This window comes from Amycolatopsis sp. N2S4-7 (assembly GCF_058119595.1).
Genome location: NZ_CP172299.1, coordinates 10,079,426 through 10,095,629, shown reverse-complemented (window position 1 = coordinate 10,095,629; position 16,204 = coordinate 10,079,426). Strand labels below are relative to the sequence as shown.

Annotated in this window: 15 protein-coding genes; 5 read left to right on the top strand and 10 right to left on the bottom strand. The window is 72.6% G+C overall.

Annotated elements, in window-relative coordinates; all coding sequences use genetic code 11:
- Positions 1-156: 156 nt before the first annotated feature.
- From ACH54P_RS47760 to ACH54P_RS47715, 10 genes are all read right to left on the bottom strand, one after another.
- Positions 157-1,140 (bottom strand): carbohydrate kinase family protein, encoded by a 984-nt coding sequence (locus ACH54P_RS47760; RefSeq protein ID WP_489909940.1) that lies wholly within the window; start codon positions 1,138-1,140, stop codon positions 157-159.
- Positions 1,137-2,324: a methionine adenosyltransferase gene (gene metK / locus ACH54P_RS47755; protein WP_489909939.1), complete on the bottom strand. Its 1,188-nt coding sequence runs from the start codon at positions 2,322-2,324 to the stop codon at positions 1,137-1,139. The genes ACH54P_RS47760 and metK overlap by 4 nt, the downstream gene beginning before the upstream one ends.
- Positions 2,325-2,344: 20 nt before the next feature.
- Entirely contained in the window at positions 2,345-3,175 is an 831-nt protein-coding gene (locus ACH54P_RS47750) for a class I SAM-dependent methyltransferase (RefSeq protein ID WP_489909938.1), read from the bottom strand.
- Positions 3,172-3,930, bottom strand: a complete 759-nt coding sequence (locus tag ACH54P_RS47745) for an O-methyltransferase (RefSeq protein ID WP_489909937.1) — start codon at positions 3,928-3,930, stop codon at positions 3,172-3,174. Before ACH54P_RS47745 ends, ACH54P_RS47750 begins: the two co-directional genes overlap by 4 nt.
- A 94-nt stretch (positions 3,931-4,024) precedes the next feature.
- Complete coding sequence (locus ACH54P_RS47740) at positions 4,025-4,804, bottom strand: FAD-binding oxidoreductase (RefSeq protein WP_489909936.1); 780 nt, start codon at positions 4,802-4,804, stop codon at positions 4,025-4,027.
- 179 nt (positions 4,805-4,983) lie between these two features.
- Positions 4,984-5,538 (bottom strand): response regulator, encoded by a 555-nt coding sequence (locus tag ACH54P_RS47735; RefSeq protein ID WP_489909935.1) that lies wholly within the window; start codon positions 5,536-5,538, stop codon positions 4,984-4,986.
- 59 nt (positions 5,539-5,597) lie between these two features.
- Positions 5,598-7,085, bottom strand: a complete 1,488-nt coding sequence (locus tag ACH54P_RS47730) for an MFS transporter (protein ID WP_489909934.1) — start codon at positions 7,083-7,085, stop codon at positions 5,598-5,600.
- Between the two features lie 220 nt (positions 7,086-7,305).
- Positions 7,306-7,650 carry a VOC family protein gene (locus ACH54P_RS47725; RefSeq protein ID WP_489909933.1) on the bottom strand — a complete coding sequence of 115 codons (345 nt, stop codon included), beginning with the start codon at positions 7,648-7,650 and terminating at the stop codon, positions 7,306-7,308.
- Positions 7,651-7,664: 14 nt separating this feature from the next.
- Positions 7,665-7,838 carry a ribbon-helix-helix domain-containing protein gene (locus ACH54P_RS47720; protein ID WP_489909932.1) on the bottom strand — a complete coding sequence of 58 codons (174 nt, stop codon included), beginning with the start codon at positions 7,836-7,838 and terminating at the stop codon, positions 7,665-7,667.
- A gap of 463 nt (positions 7,839-8,301) precedes the next feature.
- Positions 8,302-9,390 (bottom strand): ParB/RepB/Spo0J family partition protein, encoded by a 1,089-nt coding sequence (locus ACH54P_RS47715; protein ID WP_489909931.1) that lies wholly within the window; start codon positions 9,388-9,390, stop codon positions 8,302-8,304.
- A gap of 307 nt (positions 9,391-9,697) precedes the next feature.
- Between ACH54P_RS47715 and asnB the strand changes: the two genes are divergently transcribed.
- Genes asnB through ACH54P_RS47690 form a run of 5 tightly spaced genes read left to right on the top strand, consistent with a single transcriptional unit; the run spans position 9,698 to position 16,178 of the window.
- On the top strand, positions 9,698-11,500 hold the full coding sequence (gene asnB, locus ACH54P_RS47710; protein WP_489909930.1) for an asparagine synthase (glutamine-hydrolyzing): 1,803 nt from the start codon (positions 9,698-9,700) through the stop codon (positions 11,498-11,500).
- Positions 11,497-12,543, top strand: coding sequence for a PrpF domain-containing protein (locus ACH54P_RS47705; RefSeq protein ID WP_489909929.1), 1,047 nt, complete (start codon positions 11,497-11,499; stop codon positions 12,541-12,543). Before asnB ends, ACH54P_RS47705 begins: the two co-directional genes overlap by 4 nt.
- Positions 12,522-13,652 (top strand): acyl-CoA dehydrogenase family protein, encoded by a 1,131-nt coding sequence (locus tag ACH54P_RS47700; protein ID WP_489909928.1) that lies wholly within the window; start codon positions 12,522-12,524, stop codon positions 13,650-13,652. Before ACH54P_RS47705 ends, ACH54P_RS47700 begins: the two co-directional genes overlap by 22 nt.
- Positions 13,640-15,031, top strand: a complete 1,392-nt coding sequence (locus ACH54P_RS47695) for a dihydroorotase (protein ID WP_489909927.1) — start codon at positions 13,640-13,642, stop codon at positions 15,029-15,031. The genes ACH54P_RS47700 and ACH54P_RS47695 overlap by 13 nt, the downstream gene beginning before the upstream one ends.
- A complete protein-coding gene (locus tag ACH54P_RS47690) occupies positions 15,024-16,178 on the top strand; it encodes an FAD-dependent oxidoreductase (protein ID WP_489909926.1) in 1,155 nt (384 codons plus the stop codon). Before ACH54P_RS47695 ends, ACH54P_RS47690 begins: the two co-directional genes overlap by 8 nt.
- Positions 16,179-16,204: the final 26 nt, after the last annotated feature.

Sequence of the window (16,204 nt, the reverse complement as noted above, 5' to 3'; positions counted from 1 at the left end):
TGCGCGTGGTTCGGCGTGGCCGCGCCCGGTCCGGGAACCGCTGCCGGAGCTTCCGCAGCCCTCGCGCGGGCGAAGGAACCGGCCGCCCGGCCCAGCGGTCTCGGCACAACGGACCGGCCGGACCTGCGCAGGTCCGGCCGGTCCGTTGGTGCCCGCTCAAATCCGCAGCTGCGCCTCGATCTCCGCCGCGGCGTCCGCGCCGTAGGTGCGGGCCACCCGGCCCGCGAACGCGCCCCGCTCCAGGGCGTACTCCTGCGGGCCGACCGTCTCCAGCACGATCGTCGCCAGTGTGCAGCCCGCCTGGGCCGAACGCTCCAGCCCCAGTCTCCGGTGGCGGCCCCACAGGAAGCCCGCGCGGAACGCGTCACCCACGCCCGTCGGGTCGGCCACCGCGTCCGTCGGGACCGCCGGCACCGCGATCGGCGGGTGGCCGTCGCGGTCGATCACCACGCCCTCCGCGCCGTGGGTCACCACCCAGGCGCCCACCTTGGCGAGGACCTCGTCGCGCCGCCAGCCCGTGCTGCGCAGCAGCAACGAGGCTTCGTAGGCGTTCGTGAACAGGTACACGGCGCCCTCGACCAGCTCCCGCACCTGCTCCCCGGTCATGATGGCCAGCTGCTGCGAGACGTCCGCGGCGAACGGGTAGCCGTGCTCGCGGCACTCCCGCGTGTGCCGCAGCATCGCCTCCGGGTCGTTCGGCGCGACCACGACCAGGCCGGGCGCACCGACGCGGTCCACCACCTCGGCCAGCTCGATGTCGCGCGCCTCGACCATCGCCCCCGCGTAGAACGAGGCGATCTGGCACTGGTCGTCGTCGGTGGTGCACAGGAACCGCGACGAGTGCCGCGACTCCGAGACGAGCAACGACTTCGTGTCGACGCGGCGCGCGTCCAGCCAGGCGCGGTACTCGTCCACATCGGACCCGACCGCGCCCACCAGCACCGGGACGAGGCCCAGCGAGCCGAGCCCGACGGCGATGTTGGCCGCCACCCCGCCGCGGCGGACGACGAGCTCGTCCACCAGGAAGGACAACGACACCTGGTCGAGCTGCCCGGCCACGAAGTGGTCGGCGAACCGCCCGCGGTACCGCATCAGGTGGTCGGTCGCGATCGACCCGGTCACCATCGGCGCCCCGGTCATGCGCCCACAGCCTGCTTCAGGACGTCCGCGTGGCCGGTGCGCTCCCACGGCAGGTCCAGGTCGGGGCGTCCGAAGTGGCCGTACGCCGACGTCTGCGCGTAGATCGGCCGCAGCAGGTCCAGGTCCCGGATGATCGCGGCCGGCCGCAGGTCGAACACCTCCGGGATCAGCTGCCGGATCTTCACCGGGTCCACGTTCTCCGTGCCGAAGGTCTCCACGAACAGGCCCACCGGCGCGGCCTTCCCGATCGCGTAGGCCACCTGGACCTCGGCCCGGGCGGCGAGGCCGGCGGCGACGACGTTCTTGGCCACCCAGCGCATCGCGTACGCCGCCGACCGGTCCACTTTGGACGGGTCCTTGCCGGAGAACGCGCCGCCGCCGTGGCGGGACATCCCGCCGTAGGTGTCGACGATGATCTTCCGGCCGGTCAGGCCCGCGTCGCCCATCGGGCCGCCGATGACGAACCGGCCCGTCGGGTTCACCAGCAGCCGCGGGCTCGCCGTGTCGAGGTCGAGCGACGCCAGTTCCGGCCCCACCACGTGCTCGCGGACGTCCGCGCCCAGCATGGCCTCCAGGTCGATGCCTTCGGCGTGCTGCGTGGAGACGACCACGGTGTCCAGCCGGACCGGCCGGTCGCCGTCGTACTCGATGGTCACCTGCGTCTTCCCGTCCGGGCGCAGGTAGGGCATCACGCCCTCCTTGCGCACCCGGGCCAGCCGGCGCGACAGCCGGTGCGCGAGCGCGATCGGCACCGGCATCAGCTCCGGGGTGTCGGAACAGGCGTAGCCGAACATCAGGCCCTGGTCGCCCGCGCCCTGCCGGTCGATCTCGTCGAGCGCGCTCTCCAGCCGGGTCTCGTAGGCCGTGTCGACGCCCTGGGCGATGTCCGGCGACTGCGAGCCGATCGCCACGTTGACGCCGCACGAGTGCCCGTCGAAACCCTTGGCCGACGAGTCGTACCCGATCTCGAGGATCTTCTCCCGCACGATGGCCGGGATGTCGGCGTACGCCTCGGTGGTGACCTCGCCCGCGATGTGCACCTGCCCGGTGGTGATCAGCGTTTCGACGGCGACCCGCGACCGCGGGTCCTGCGCCAGCAAGGCGTCCAGGACGGCGTCGCTGATCGCGTCGCAGATCTTGTCGGGGTGTCCCTCGGTGACCGACTCGGATGTGAAAAGCCTCATGGTTGCCCTCCCCGGGCCGTTCAGGTGGTGGCCAGCAGCAGTTCTTCGATGCTCGACGGCCGGAGCCCGTCGCCCCGGCCGGCGAAGTAGCGCCCGGCGAGGTCGCCCGCCGACACGTGTTCGGCGTGGCGGAACCCGCTTTCCTTGGCCAGCACCAGGATCTCGTCCGGTCCGAAGAAGCTGAGGAACGGCGTCCCGTCGCCGCGCGCGGCGCGTTCGACCCCTTCGCGGGCGGCCCGCTCGGCCAGGTCGACGAGGTCGACCGGCAGCATGAACGACATCACCAGCGTCGACCCGGTGGCCAGCGACGCGGCCTGGCGCAGGGTCGCGGCGACGACGTCCTTGCTCAGGTACATGGCGACGCCGGACGAGGACAGCACCGCCGGCCGGCCGGGGTCGAACCCGGCCGCCGTCAGCCGCTCCCACCAGGACTCGTCCGCCTGGAAGTCGACGGGCACGAACTCGGGGACGTCGTAACCCAGCTCGGTCAGGCGGTCCCGCTTCCAGGCCTGGGTTTCCGGCTGGTCGATCTCGAAGATCCGCAGCTTCGCGGCGATCTCCGGCCGTCGCTGCGCGAAGGTGTCGAGCCCGGCGCCGAGGATTACGTACTGGCCGACCCCGCGGCCGGCCTGCTCCACCACCAGGTCCTCGGTGAAGCGGGCCCGGGCCACGATCGACGCCCGCGCGCGGGCGCTGGCTTCCGGCGCCATGTCCGGCCGGTCGCGCCAGCCGTCGTCCGGCGCCACCAGCCGCGCCCCGAGCTCGTCTTCGAACACGTGCGGCGGCGGATCGGCCCGGACGTGCAAGGCTCGCCACAACGCCACCCGAACCGCGGTCTTGTCCGCCGTCACCGGTCAGTCCTCTCCATCGGCTTCGGTGCCGGAGCCAGGTACTCCGACTCCAGCACCAGGTCCTTGACCCACGACTGGTATTCGACGTGGGTGTGGTGCTCGCGGGTCCGCCAGTCCCGGCCCTCGCGCTCGCGCAGGTACTGCCGGTAGAGCGGCGCGCCCGGGATCTTCATGTTGTCGGCGAGCACGATCGACCCGGGGTGCAGCCACCCCTGGTCGAGGATCCGCCGCAGGTCGGGCAGGTAGGCGTCCCGCACGTGGTCGACGAACACGAAGTCCAGCCGGCCGGGGCCGAAGCCGTGCCGCGTGGTCAGCCGCTCGATCGTGCCGCCGCCGTCGCCGAGCGTGCCGTGCAGGACGGTGACCCGGTCGCCCAGGCCGGCGTGGTCCCAGATCCGGCGGGCCACCGCCGCGTTGGCGGCGCTGAACTCCACCGAGCAGAGCCGCGCGTCCGGCGGCATGACCCTGGCCATCCGCAGCGCGCTGTAGCCGCAGTACGTGCCGAGCTCGAGCAGCAGCCGCGGCCGGGCCCGCCGGACCGCGTCGTCCAGCAGCAGCCCCTTTTCGTCGCCGACGTTGATCAGGGTCGCGCGGCGGTAGGCGTATTCGTCGATCACCCGGATCACGTCGTCGACGTCGCCCGGGGTGGCGTGCTCCAGCACGTAGGCGGCGAGCGCCTCCTCCCGGCCGTCACCGACCTGCCCGGTGCTGGTCAGGTGCCCCATCCGCAGCAGCATGCGCAGCCGTTTCGCCATGGCCGGTCTCCGATTCGGGTCTGCGCATGCGGAATCGGCTTCCGCGACGCGGGAATGGTTCGGGGTGAATTCTGGCAAAGCCCGGGAAAGCCCGTCAAGGCAGCGCTTTCGCGCTCATCCGGCTTTCCGCCACGCGTTTTTCCGAGGGCGGCGGGAACAGGCCGCCGGGCAGCGGGCGGAACTGCTCCAGGTGGGTCCGCTCGGGCGGGACGTCCAGCCCGGCCAGCGCGTCGGCCACCCCGGCCACGAACGGGCCCGGCCCGCACACGTAGACGTCGCGGTCGCGGAACGGCTCGGCGAGCGCCCGCAGCCGCGCCGGATCCGGCAGCCCCTGCAGGGTTTCCAGCCAGTGCAGGAGGGTGAGGCGCGCCGGGTACGCGGCGGCCAGCGCGGCCAGCTGCCGGGCGAAGATCACCGAGCGCTCGTCGCGGTTGGCGTAGATCAGCGCGAGCCGGCCGGACCCGGCGGCGAGCGCGGACTTGAGGATCGACATCACCGGCGTGATGCCGCTCCCGGCGGCCAGGAACAGGAAGTCGCCGTCCAGCGACGCCGGCGTGAACCGGCCCGCGGGCGGCTGGACGTGCACCACGCTGCCTTCCCGGACGCTGCGCAGCAACCAGTCGGAGCCCAGGCCCGACGGCGTCCGCTTCACCGTCACCATCAGCGGATCGGCCGTGTGGGGCGAGCTCGACAACGAGTAGCACCGGGCCACGGAACCGTGCTCCGCGTGCGGGATGTGCACGGTCAGGAACTGCCCCGGGCGGTAGCGGAACTCTTCGGCGAGGTCGTCGGGGACGTCGAACACCAGGGAGCGGGCGTCCTCGGTTTCGTCGATCACCTCGGCCACCCGCAGGGCGTGGAAACGCTCGTTCATCGCCGTCCTCGCTTCAGGGAGTGAAAGCCCGGCGCGAAATCGCCCGCGCGGCGCGTGAGAACAAATACCGTGTCCGCACGCGAAATTAACAAGCGGGAAGCGCGACGGTCAAGGAAACGGCTTTCCGGCGCGGCGCGGTGTCCGACTGGGCAATTTCCGCAGTCGGACACCGCGCGGTGTCAGGCCCGGCGGGGACCGGGGACGCCGGGCCGGCCCGGGACCAGTTCGACCACGTCGCACCGGCTGTGGTCCGGCTCGGGACGCCGCGGGTCCGCCGGCTGGCTGAGGTGCTCGAGCACCCAGTCGGACGCGCAGGAGTCGAACACCAGCCCGCCCGAGCGGACCATTTCGACCGCCATCACCAGATCCTGCCAGGAGGCGCCGTTCAGCAGGTAGCCCCGCGCGCCCGCCCGCATCGCGGACAGGAACGTTTCGCGGTCGCAGAGCGGGCTGATGATGAGCACGGCCGTGTCCGGGCAGCAGCCCGTGATCGGGCTGATCACGTCCGCGATGCCCTCGCCCGGCAGGACGATGTCCATCACCACGACCTGCGGGCGCAGCGTGTGCGCCTTGGCCACCACGTCCGATCCGGTGCCGGACTCGCCGACGACGTGGAACGCCTCGACCTCGTCGAGTAAAATGTGCAGGCCGGACCGGTAGATGGGATGGTCACCGGCGATCAGCACGGTCGTGTGGGTGGCACACGCCTGCTCCCGTGTCGCTGTCTTGATCACACTACCCCCGCAAGTGGTCGATCAGCAGTGGTCTCGGTGCCCGCCGGGCGGGATTTCCGCTACGTGCGGGCCTTCCCGCGGAGGGCGGACAGGATCGCCGCGAGGACCATGATCCCCATCATGGTGTAGAACGCGGAGCTCAGCCCGTCGGCGAAGGCGATCGCGAGCGGCCCGTGCAGGCTGCTGGTGCCGACGAAGATGGCGAACGCCAGGTCACGCGGGATCGAGTGCGCGGCCACGACCATGGCCGTGGTGAACGAGAACACCATGCCGATGCTGGAAAACGTGCGCAGCACGCCGGAGGCGATGCCCAGCTTGTCGGGCGGGGACGCCTTCATCACGGCGGTGCTGTTGGCCGGGAAGAAGAAACTGCCGCCGATCATGATCACGAGGTTGCCGATCGCGGCCAGCCACAGGCTGCTCGTCGCGGTCATCTGCGCGAAGATCACCATCGCGGCGACGGAGATGCCGAGCCCCAGGGTGGCCGGGACGACCGAGCCGAACCGGTCGGTGAGGCGCCCGGCGTAGGGTCCCACCACCGCGCCGATCACGTATCCCGGGACCAGCAGCAGCGAGGCGTCGATCGGGCTCATCCCCCGCGTGCCCTGCAGGTACATGATGACCAGGAACAGCACGGCGAAACTGCCGATGCCCTGCAGCAGCGCGGCGAGCAGCGACGGCGCCATCGTGGGGATGCGGAAGATGGTCAGGTCGAGCGTCGGCTCCTTCTGGCGCAGTTCGACGAACACGAACGCCACCAGCAGCACGACGCCGCCGACGAGGAAGGCGATCATCTCGCCGTCGAGCGGGCCGGAGGCCAGCCCGGTCATCGCCCAGAGGATGCCGAAGAGTCCCAGCCCCAGCGTGATCATGCCGGCGAAGTCGAGCCGGTGACGCTTCCGCTCACCGCGGTCGTGCAGCACCTTCGCGGCGAGCACGAGGGCCACGACACCGATCGGCACGTTGATCCAGAAGATCCACCGCCACGACACGTACGTCACCATGACGCCGCCGAGCAGGACGCCGAGCACGGAGCCGAAGGAGAACCCGAAGGCGTTGAACCCGTAGGCGCGGCCGCGTTCCTCCGGCGGGTAGAGCTCCGAGATGATCGCCCCGCTGTTGGCCGCGATCAGCGCCGCGCCCACGCCCTGGAGCAGGCGGAACCCGATGATCGACGCGCCGTTCCAGGCCACCGCGCACAGGATCGAGCCGATCGTGAACACCACGAACCCGGCCTTGTACATGCGCACCCGGCCGAACATGTCGCCGAACCGGCCCAGCTGCGTGGAAAGCACCGTGACGACGAGCAGGTAGCCGACCACCACCCACGTGACGGCGGTCAGCGAAATCTTCAGGTCTTCTTCGATCACCGGCAGCGCCAGCACGACGATCGTGCCGTCGACCGCCGAGATGAGCACGCCGATCATCACGACGAGCATGCCGAGACCGCGGCGAGGCGGTGCCGGCGCGGTCGCCGTTCCCGTCGCGGACTTCTCGCTGGCCATCGGTACCCCCGGGTCCCTTTCGGTGCGGTGAACTTCTGTCATGCAAGGATGCTAGCATGCTTGCTCACTAACCGTCCGGGTGATCTTCGCGTTTGTTTCGATTTACGCCGTCACCATTCGGGCGACCGAAATAAAAAGGAGCGCCCCCGATTCCGAGCGGCATCGGGGGCGCTCCCGCCAGGCGTTCTCCCACACCGCGCGTTCTGGGGGTGCCACCTGAGCAGGGTGGCCGGCGACGTGGTCCCGCCTGTCACGAAGCCGCTCAGCTCTTGAGCGGCGCTTCGATGCTCCAGTCACGCCCATCGGGGTCGCGCACGACCATCCGCTGGGTGCCGTAGTGCGTCTCCTCGAAGGGACTGACCACCTCGACGACCGGATCGGGCTTGAAGGTTGCGGCATCCGCGACGTGCAGCACGACCTGCACCTGAGGCCGGCGTTCCTGCGGGATTTCCCCGACGACGAAGTACGGCCCCTCGGCCTGCTTCAGCATTCCGGAACCGTGCTCGGTCGCGAATTCGACCTTGTAGCCCAGCGCTTCCAGGAACTTCGCCGTCTTCCCCCAGTTGTGGGTCTCGATGTAAACGCCTTCGACACCCTCGGTCGTCATGTCCCGGTTTCCTTTCACGCGGTGGTTTCGTCGGAGTCCAGCTGCTGGTGCTCGGCGAGGTAGGCCTGCAGTGCCTTGGCCACCAGCGCCGACAGCGACAGTTCGTTGTCGATCGCGAAGTGCTTCACCTGCCGGATGAGCTCCACCGGCAGGTAGACGTTGAACTGCCTGACATCCTCAGCACCCATGACAGCATGCTAGCATACTTGCAGCAACCCGGGGATCACCGCGAGGCGGGGGTCGGGAGTCGAGTTCGGGCCTGCCCGACCACGAGGGGTGCCGGGCAGGCCGGTCCGGACGTGCTGAACGGCTCGTCCGGGAGGCCGGACGAGCCGTTCACGGCAATCGGTTGGGCACGAAGGCGGCCGCTGCGGCGGAGTGACGGGAGCGGGCCACCACTGGCGGACGACGCGAAGGCCGCCGCGACCCCCAGCCCCGGCGCGAAGCCCGCCACCGAGGGCGGACAACGCGAAGCCCGCCGCCACCCCCAGCCCCGGCGCGAAGCCCGCCACCGCGGGCGGACAACGCGAAGCCCGCCGCCACCCCCAAGCCCCGGCGCGAAGGCCGCCGCCACCGTGGGCGGACAGTGCGCAGCCCGCCGCCACCCCAGCCCCGGCGCGAAGCCCACCACCGCGGGCGGGCCGTGCGCGGTCAGGCGTCCAGCTGTTCGTTCTGCCGCTGTTCCACCGCGGCCGCGAACTTCTGCCAGAGCCGTCCGCATTCGCGGGCCAGCTGGGCGATCCCGGCCGCGCGGTGGGCGGGCACGTCCTCGCTGATCCGGACCCAGTCCTCCGATCCCAGCGCCGACACGTCCAGCAGGCGCAGCAACACCCGCCCCGACTCGGAAAACCGCAGCGACGGGTCGTTGCGCAGGCTCCGCATCAACGCCGACCGCTCGGCCGTCCCCGAGGCCGGGAGCCGCACGCACGCGCTCGCCCGGCGGGAGGCCGGCGGGCGGGAGTCCGCGCCCGGGGCCGTCCGCGGGGCCGGGACCGAAGCCGCCGGGACGGGCGGCAGCGAACCGCCCGAACCCGAAGCCAAGCCCGAACCCGACACAGAAGCGGCGGCGGGCACCGATGCTGCCGCCAGGCGGCGGGAATCGTCGCGGACGTTGCGGACCGTGTCCGGGCTGACCCCGGCCTCACGAGCGATCTCCCGCAGCGATGCCCCCTGCCGGTCCGCCAGCAGACGGCTCACCTTCGCGCGGGCCGCGGCGCCGTCCACCGGGCGGAGGCGGCCGTCGCGGCCGCGGCGGTGCGTGACCGGTTCCGCGTTCTTCGGGGACCTCCGGCGAATCGCACCGACCGTTTTGTGCGAAAGGCCTACCACCGCCGCTATCGCTCGATCGGACCATTCCGGATACGTGCCGATGATACGCTCCGCAGCCGCCGTGCGTTCGGCGCGGGACAGCGGCAAGCCGTGCGTGACGTTCTTCTCCACCGCCAGCACGAACGCTTCGTCGTTGTCGCAATCACAAAAAACGACGTCGATCGCGTCTTGACCGCGCAGTTTGGCGGCCAGGAGGCGGTGCGCGCCGTCGACCACGCGCATCGTGCGGCGGTTCACCAATATGGGGGGCAGCGCCGCGTCCGCATTGGCCAGCAAACGGGCGTGCTCCTCGTTGAGCCCGGACAACCGTGGCGTGTCGGGCTGGACGATGTCCGCGAGCGGCAACCGCGTCAGAGCCGGCGAGCCCCCGTCGCCTGCCCCGGCCACCCCGACAACGGACTGAACGTTCACAACGCGACCTTCCTGATCGAAGCCATTGCCTGAATCGCTTCCCCCGCACCGGCGCGCCCGATTCGCGCAATTCGGTGCCGCTTCGCCCGAAGTGGACCGGTATCGCGGCACCTGATCACCGGCGTTCCCGAACGCTGCCAGGCGGACTGTCCTACCGTCATGGGTCAGATATCCCGAGCTTTCCCGTTTCCCGTGGGAATCGAGAACCGTCCCGGAGTTCCCATGCGGCTCGGGACACATGACTCACGACAGCCCGGCCCCCGCGCTGTTCGATTACGACGGTACCGACGGGACAGGAGGTAGCGGAATGTGCCGTATTTACGGCCATTTCAACGCGGTGGTGCCACCGGACGACCTGGCCCGGGTCGGCAGGCTCCAGCTCCACGGGGGCCCCGACTGGCAGGGCCGCGCGGACGGCCCCACCTGGTCACTGGGCAGCAACCGGCTCGCCGTGATGGACCCCGCCGGCGGCCGCCAGCCGTACCGGTCGACGTCCGGGGACGTCCACGTCGTCCTCAACGGCGAAATCTACAACCACGCCGAACTGCGGGCCCGGCTGCGCGGCGCCGGCCACCGGTTCACCGACCACTGCGACGGGTCGATCCTGCCCGCCCTCTACGAACTCCACGGCGACGCGTTCACCGACCACATCGACGGCATGTACGCCATCGCGGTCCTGGACCTGCGCGCCGAGCCGAGGCTGGTGCTCGCCACCGACCACCTCGGCATGAAACCGCTGTTCTACCACTGGGACCCGCGCAAGGGCGCCCTCTTCTTCTCCTCCGAAATCCCGGCGCTGCTCGCCTTCCCGGACGTCTCGGCCACGCCGTGGACGCCGGGGCTGGAGGCCTACCTGGCGACCAAGACGCCGTTCGGGGAGCAGACCATGTTCCGCGACGTCGCGGTGCTGCCGCCGGCGACCACCGCCGTCTGCGACCTCGGGCGCGGGCTGCGGATCCGCCGCCGCCCGCCGGACGCGCCGGCGGCCGTGCGCCGGGACGGCGACGTCCGGGAGATCCTGCGGCAGGAGGTCGAAGCGCTGCTTTCGGCCGACGTCCGCGTCGCGTCCATCACCTCCGGGGGCCTCGACTCGAGCCTCGTGACGACGCTCGCCGCGGACCGCGCGCCCGGCCTGCACACGTTCAACATCGCCTACACCGGCTCGTGGCCCGACGACGAGCGGCGGTTCGCGCGCCAGGTGTCCGACCACGCCGGGACCCGCTACCACCAGGTGGAGCTCGACCCGGCGGGCCTGCCGGACCTGCTGCCGCGGGTCGTCCGGCACCTCGGGCAGCCCAACGCCGACCCGATCACGGTGAGCAGCTACGTGCTGTTCAAGGCCGTCGACGACGCCGGGTTCACGGTCGCCCTGACCGGCGACGGCGCGGACGAGGCCTTCGGCGGGTACCGGCGGATGCGCACCGCGGCGGAGGCCTCCGAGGTCGGAAAGCCTTGGTACGAAAGCTATCTCGACGAGCTGGCCGTCCTGCCCGCCGGCCTGCGCCGTCAGCTCTACACGGCGGACTACGCGGCCACGCTCGGCTCGGCACCGGCCATCCCCGAGAGCGCCACGAGCGCGCTGCGGTCGGGTCCGGGGTCCGTGCTCGACCGGATCACCGCGTTCGAGCTGGGGTACCGGCTCCCCGCCTACCACCTGCGCCGGGTCGACCACCTCAGCATGGCCAGCGCCGTCGAGGTGCGGCTGCCGTTCTGCCAGCGCAGCGTCGTGCAGCACGCGACCGGCCTGCCCGACCGGGCGCGCATCCACGGCGGCGCGGTGAAGCGCGCGCTGTACGACGCCGCGCGCGGGCTCCTCCCCGAACCGGTGCTGGCCCGCGAAAAGCAGCCCTTCACGCTGCCGATCGCGGCCATGCTCGCGCCGGGCTGGCCGCTCTGGGACTACGCGCGGGACCTGCTGGCCCCCGACCGGCTCCGGCGGGCGGGCGAAATCGAGCCCCGCGCGGTGGGCGAGCTCTTCGACGACCAGGCCGCCCGGCCGGGCAACGCCACGGCCCTGCCCCTCTGGGCGCTGCTGATCCACGAGATCTGGCGCGAGGAATTCGTTGTCACGCCAGGGCTTTCCGCGGCGAGCAAGGCCGTGACGTCGTGATCGGGCACATCGTGTACGCGCACGGCAGCCCGTGCCCGACGCTGGTCCTCGACGCCCGCCGGCTGCCGAGGAGCGACGACGCGCTGCTGGACCGGCTCTCCTCCGCGCGGCGGTGGCTCGACGACGTCGGGGCCGGCCACGTGCTGAAGATCGCGCTCGTCGAGCCGTCGGAGCACCCGCTGTTCGACCTCGACTACCGGTTCGTGCAGGCCCTCCCCCGGTCGCCGGGCGCGTTCGACCTGCGGGGCTCGTGCGGGCACTCCATCCTGGCGTCCATCGTCGCCGGCGCGGAGTCGGGGCTGCTGCCGCGGCTGAGCCCGGGGATGCGCGTGCGGGTCAAGGTGCTCAACAACGGCGACCACACGGTGTGCGAGATCGCCGAGGTGCGCCGCGAGTCCGCGTCGTTCGACATCCACTTCGTCCAGCCCGCCCCGAAGCCGATGAGCGAGTTCCTGCTGACCGGGACGGCCACGACGACGGTCGAAGTGGACGGCCTGCCGGTGCCGGTTTCCCTGGTGTCCATGGGAAATCCGTACGTCTTCGTGTCGGCCGCCACCCTCGGCATCGGGCGGCCGGACGACCTGTTCGCCGACGACCCGCGGCTGTTCGACCGGCTCACCCGGATCCGCCGGGCCACCGCGGCCCAGCTCGGCTGGCCCGCCGACGGCGCCTTCCCGAAGGTGGCCGCGGTGATGCCGGCCGAGCCCGGCCGGATCGCCGTGCGCGCCATCTCGGTGCCCAGCTGGCACCCGACGATCGCGCTGACCGGCGCCGCCTGCGTCGCCGCGGCCGTCCGGATCGAAGGCACGGCCCCCTGGGCCGCGGCCCGGGACGCGGGCGTGCGCGGCGGCACGGTCGAAATCGTCACCGCGGGCGGGCTGTCGAGCGTCACTTCGGCGGTGCGCGAGGACACGCGCGAGCCGGAGCTCACCTGGATCACGGTGCGCGGCAAGCGCACGACCACCCTCGGCTCGTTCCCGATCGAACCGCTCGCCGGTCTCCAAGCGAAGGAAATCACCGAATGTCTGTCGCTTTCCGGGTGATCGACCCCGAAGGCGCGCTCCCGGCCGATCTCGTCGAACTCCTCGACGCGGCGGCGGCGCGCAGCGCATCGAGCGGCCGCCCCGACGAGGAGCTCCTCGCCGAGCTGGGGCGGGCCGGCCTGTTCGGCGTCGCCGTCCCCGCCGAGTACGGCGGGTCCGGCGGGGACGCCGGTGTGATCAACCACGTCGTCGAGCAGGTGGCGCGGGTCAACCCGTCCGCGTCGATCATGCTGTTCCAGCACTACGCGGTCAGCGCGCGCGTCGTCGAATGGGGCGACGCGGTGCAGCAGGCCCGGTTGCTGCCGGCACTGGCCAAGGGCGACCTGCTCGCCGCGTCCGCGTGGAGCGAACCCGGGGCGGGCGCGGCGAAGAAGCGCCTGAACACGACCGCGGTCCGGCTGCCGGACGGGCGCTGGCGCCTCGACGGCGCCAAGTCGTTCACCACCAGCGCGGGCGTGGCCGGGCTGTACCTCGTCCTCGCGCGGACCTCCGACGCCGTGGACGAGCCGAGCGGCGGGTACGGCTCGGCCGGCCAGACGTTCTTCCTGGTCCCGGCCGAGGTGCCGGGCCTGGCCCCCGACCAGAGCCTCGACCTGGTCGGCATGCGCGGGTCGGCGACCGGGTTCGTCTCGCTGCACGACTGCGTGGTCGGCGACGACGCCCGGCTCGGCCCGCTCGGCGCGGCCACGAGCATCATCGCGGGTGTGCGCCGGACCGGGGCGACGCTGGGCGCGGTGTCGCTCGGGATCGCCTCGGCCCTGCTGGACATCGCGGTCGGGGCGGTCCGCCGCCGCCCTCAGCCGCCCGACGGCGTCACCAGCTTCCGGCTCGTCGACCTGGCCACCCGGATCGAGGCGGTGCGGGCCCTGATCGGCCGGGCCGGCCGGTGCGAGTCGGCGGACCCGGGCCTCACCACCCTGCACAGCAAGCTGTTCGCCTCGGAGATCACCGAGCAGGTGGGCGTCGAAGTGGCGCGGCTGCTGGGATCCGGCGGTTACGTGGCCGCGAACCGCGTCAACCGGCTGATGGCCGACGCCCGCGCGGTCGCCCTGATGGGCCCGACCAACGACCTCTGCCGGGAGCTGGTGAGCACGACATGGCTGGGCTGACGGCGGAGCTGGCGGTCAGCGGCGGCCGGCTGGTGACGCCCGACGGCGTCCGGCCCGGCGTGGTGCTCGTCGCGGACGGGCGGATCGCCGGGATCACCGATGCCGCACCGGACGGCGTCCCCGTGCTCGACGCGGCGGGCCGGTACGTGCTGCCCGGCCTGATCGACTCGCACGTCCACTTCCGCACGCCGGGCCTCGAGCACAAGGAGGACTGGGAGCACGGCAGCCGCGCCGCGGTCGCCGGGGGTGTGACGACCGTGCTCGACATGCCGAACACGGTCCCGCCCACCCTGGCGCCGGAGGCCGTGGTCGCCAAGGCGCGGCGGATCACCGGCCGCTCGCTGGTCGACTTCGCCTTCCACCTCGGCGCGGACCCGGCGAACCCCGAGCTGCTGGCCGGCCTCGACCCGGCGATCGCCCGCAGCGCCAAGGTGTTCATGGCCGGGCACCACACGGCGCCGACGGTGATCAGCGATCCTGCCGTCCTCGACAAGGTGTTCGCCGCCGCGGCCACGTCCGGGCTGCAGCTCGTCCTGCACGCCGAAGACCAGTGGCTGCACGACCTGCTGGACGCCTGGCGCGGCGGTCGTCCCGGCGCCTACCGGGACTACGAACGGTGGCGCCCGCGCAGCAGCCCGATCTCCGCGGTCGTCCGCGTGCTGGAACTGGTGCGCCGGCACGGCACCAAGGCCCACATCCTGCACCTGTCGAGCGCCGACGAAGCCGACCTCGTCGCCGCGGCCGCCGCGGACGGGCTGCCGGTGACCTTCGAGCTCACCGCCCACCACCTGTCGTTCACCGACGCCGACACCGCCCGCGGCGGCGCGCGGACCCGGCTCGCGCCGGCGATCCGCTCCGCGCGCGACCAGGACCGGCTGTGGGCGGCCCTGCGCGCCGGCGAAGTGACCACGCTGGGCAGCGACCACGCGCCCCACACCCGTGCCGAGAAGGAGCTCCCGGTCGCCGAGGCGCCGCCGGGGCTGCCCGGTGTGCAGGAGCTGGCCACGGCCGTGTGGACGGGGATGCGCCGGCGGTGGCCGGAGGAGCCCGCCGACACCGCCGTCCGCCGCCTGGTGCGGCACCTCGGGGAGGCGCCGGCGGACCTGTTCGGGCTGCCCGGCAAGGGCAGGCTGGTCCCCGGCGCCGACGCCGACCTCGTCGTCTTCGACCCGGACCGCACCTGGATGCTGGCCGAGCGGGACGTCGAAGCCAAGTGCGGCTGGTCCGCCTACGAGGGCTGGACGTTCACCGGCCGGGTGCTGGTGACGGTCAAGTCCGGGCGGATCGCCTACGACCGGGAGCGGGGGGTGTTCGGCGACCCCGTGGGCCGCTGGCTCTCCCCGCTCGACCGAGAAGCGGGAGGACCCGGCCATGGCTGAGCGGACCGTGGTCGTCGCGGGCGGGGGCATCGGCGGCCTCGCCCTCGGCATCGCCCTGCGCCGCGCGGGGATCCCCGTGACGGTCGTCGAACGGACCGCGACCGTCAAGGACGCGGGCTCGGGACTCGTGCTGTACCCCAACGCCGTGCACGCGCTGGGCGAGATCGACGACGCGCTCGCCGCGGCGGTCATGGCGGCCGGGCACATCCCGGCACCGGACGAGGTCCGCCCGGTGCTCGCCCCGGACGGCACCGTCGTCAGCGCGGACCGCGTCGGCGAGCTGTCCCGGCGGTTCGGCGCGCCGCAGGTGTCCCTGCTGCGCACGGTCCTGCGGTTCATCCTGCTGCAGCTGGCCGCGGACGGCGGGGTGCGGCTGCGGACCGGGACCAGCGTGACCGGCTACGCCGACCACGGCGACGAAGTCGTGGTCTCGCTGTCCGACGGGACGACGGCGAGGGGCGCGGCGCTCGTCGGCGCCGACGGGCTGCACTCGGTGGTGCGGCGGCAGCTGCTGGGCGACGAACCGCCCCGCTACTGCGGCTACACGACCCTGCGCGGCCGCTCCCCCGCGCCGCCCGAGTTCCCGCACGGCTTCATCGTGACCGCGGACGGGATCGGCGTGTTCGCCTCCCCGATCAGCTCCGGCCGCCTGTACTGGACGGCGAAGGTGGCCGCGCCGGCCGGGACGTGGCCGGCGAAGCGGCCGGAAGCGGCGTGGGCCGACCTGCTCGCGCTGGTGACCGGCTGGCACCCGGCGATCGTCGACGTCGTGCGCGACACCGATCCCGCCGCGCCGGTCGTCGTCACCGACATCAACGACCGCGAACCCGTCACCGGCTGGAGCCGCGGCCGGGTCACGCTGCTCGGCGACGCCGCCCACCCGATGTCCCCCGGTGCCGGGCAGGGCGCGGGCATGGCACTGGAGGACGCGGCCGTGCTGGGCGGCCTGCTCGCCCGGGCCACGGACATCCCCGGCGCGTTGCGGTGCTACGCCGAGCAGCGCGCGCCGCGGACCGCCGCCGTCGTCCGCCAGTCCCGGCACCGCGACCACGTCGTGCGCGGCGAACGGGGCGAGTTCAGCACGCACGACGCGGAGCTGACCGACCTGTTCGGCTGGCGGGCGGACTCCGGCCGCGCGGCGGAGTGAAGTCCCGCGCCGCAACGGGCCGGCAC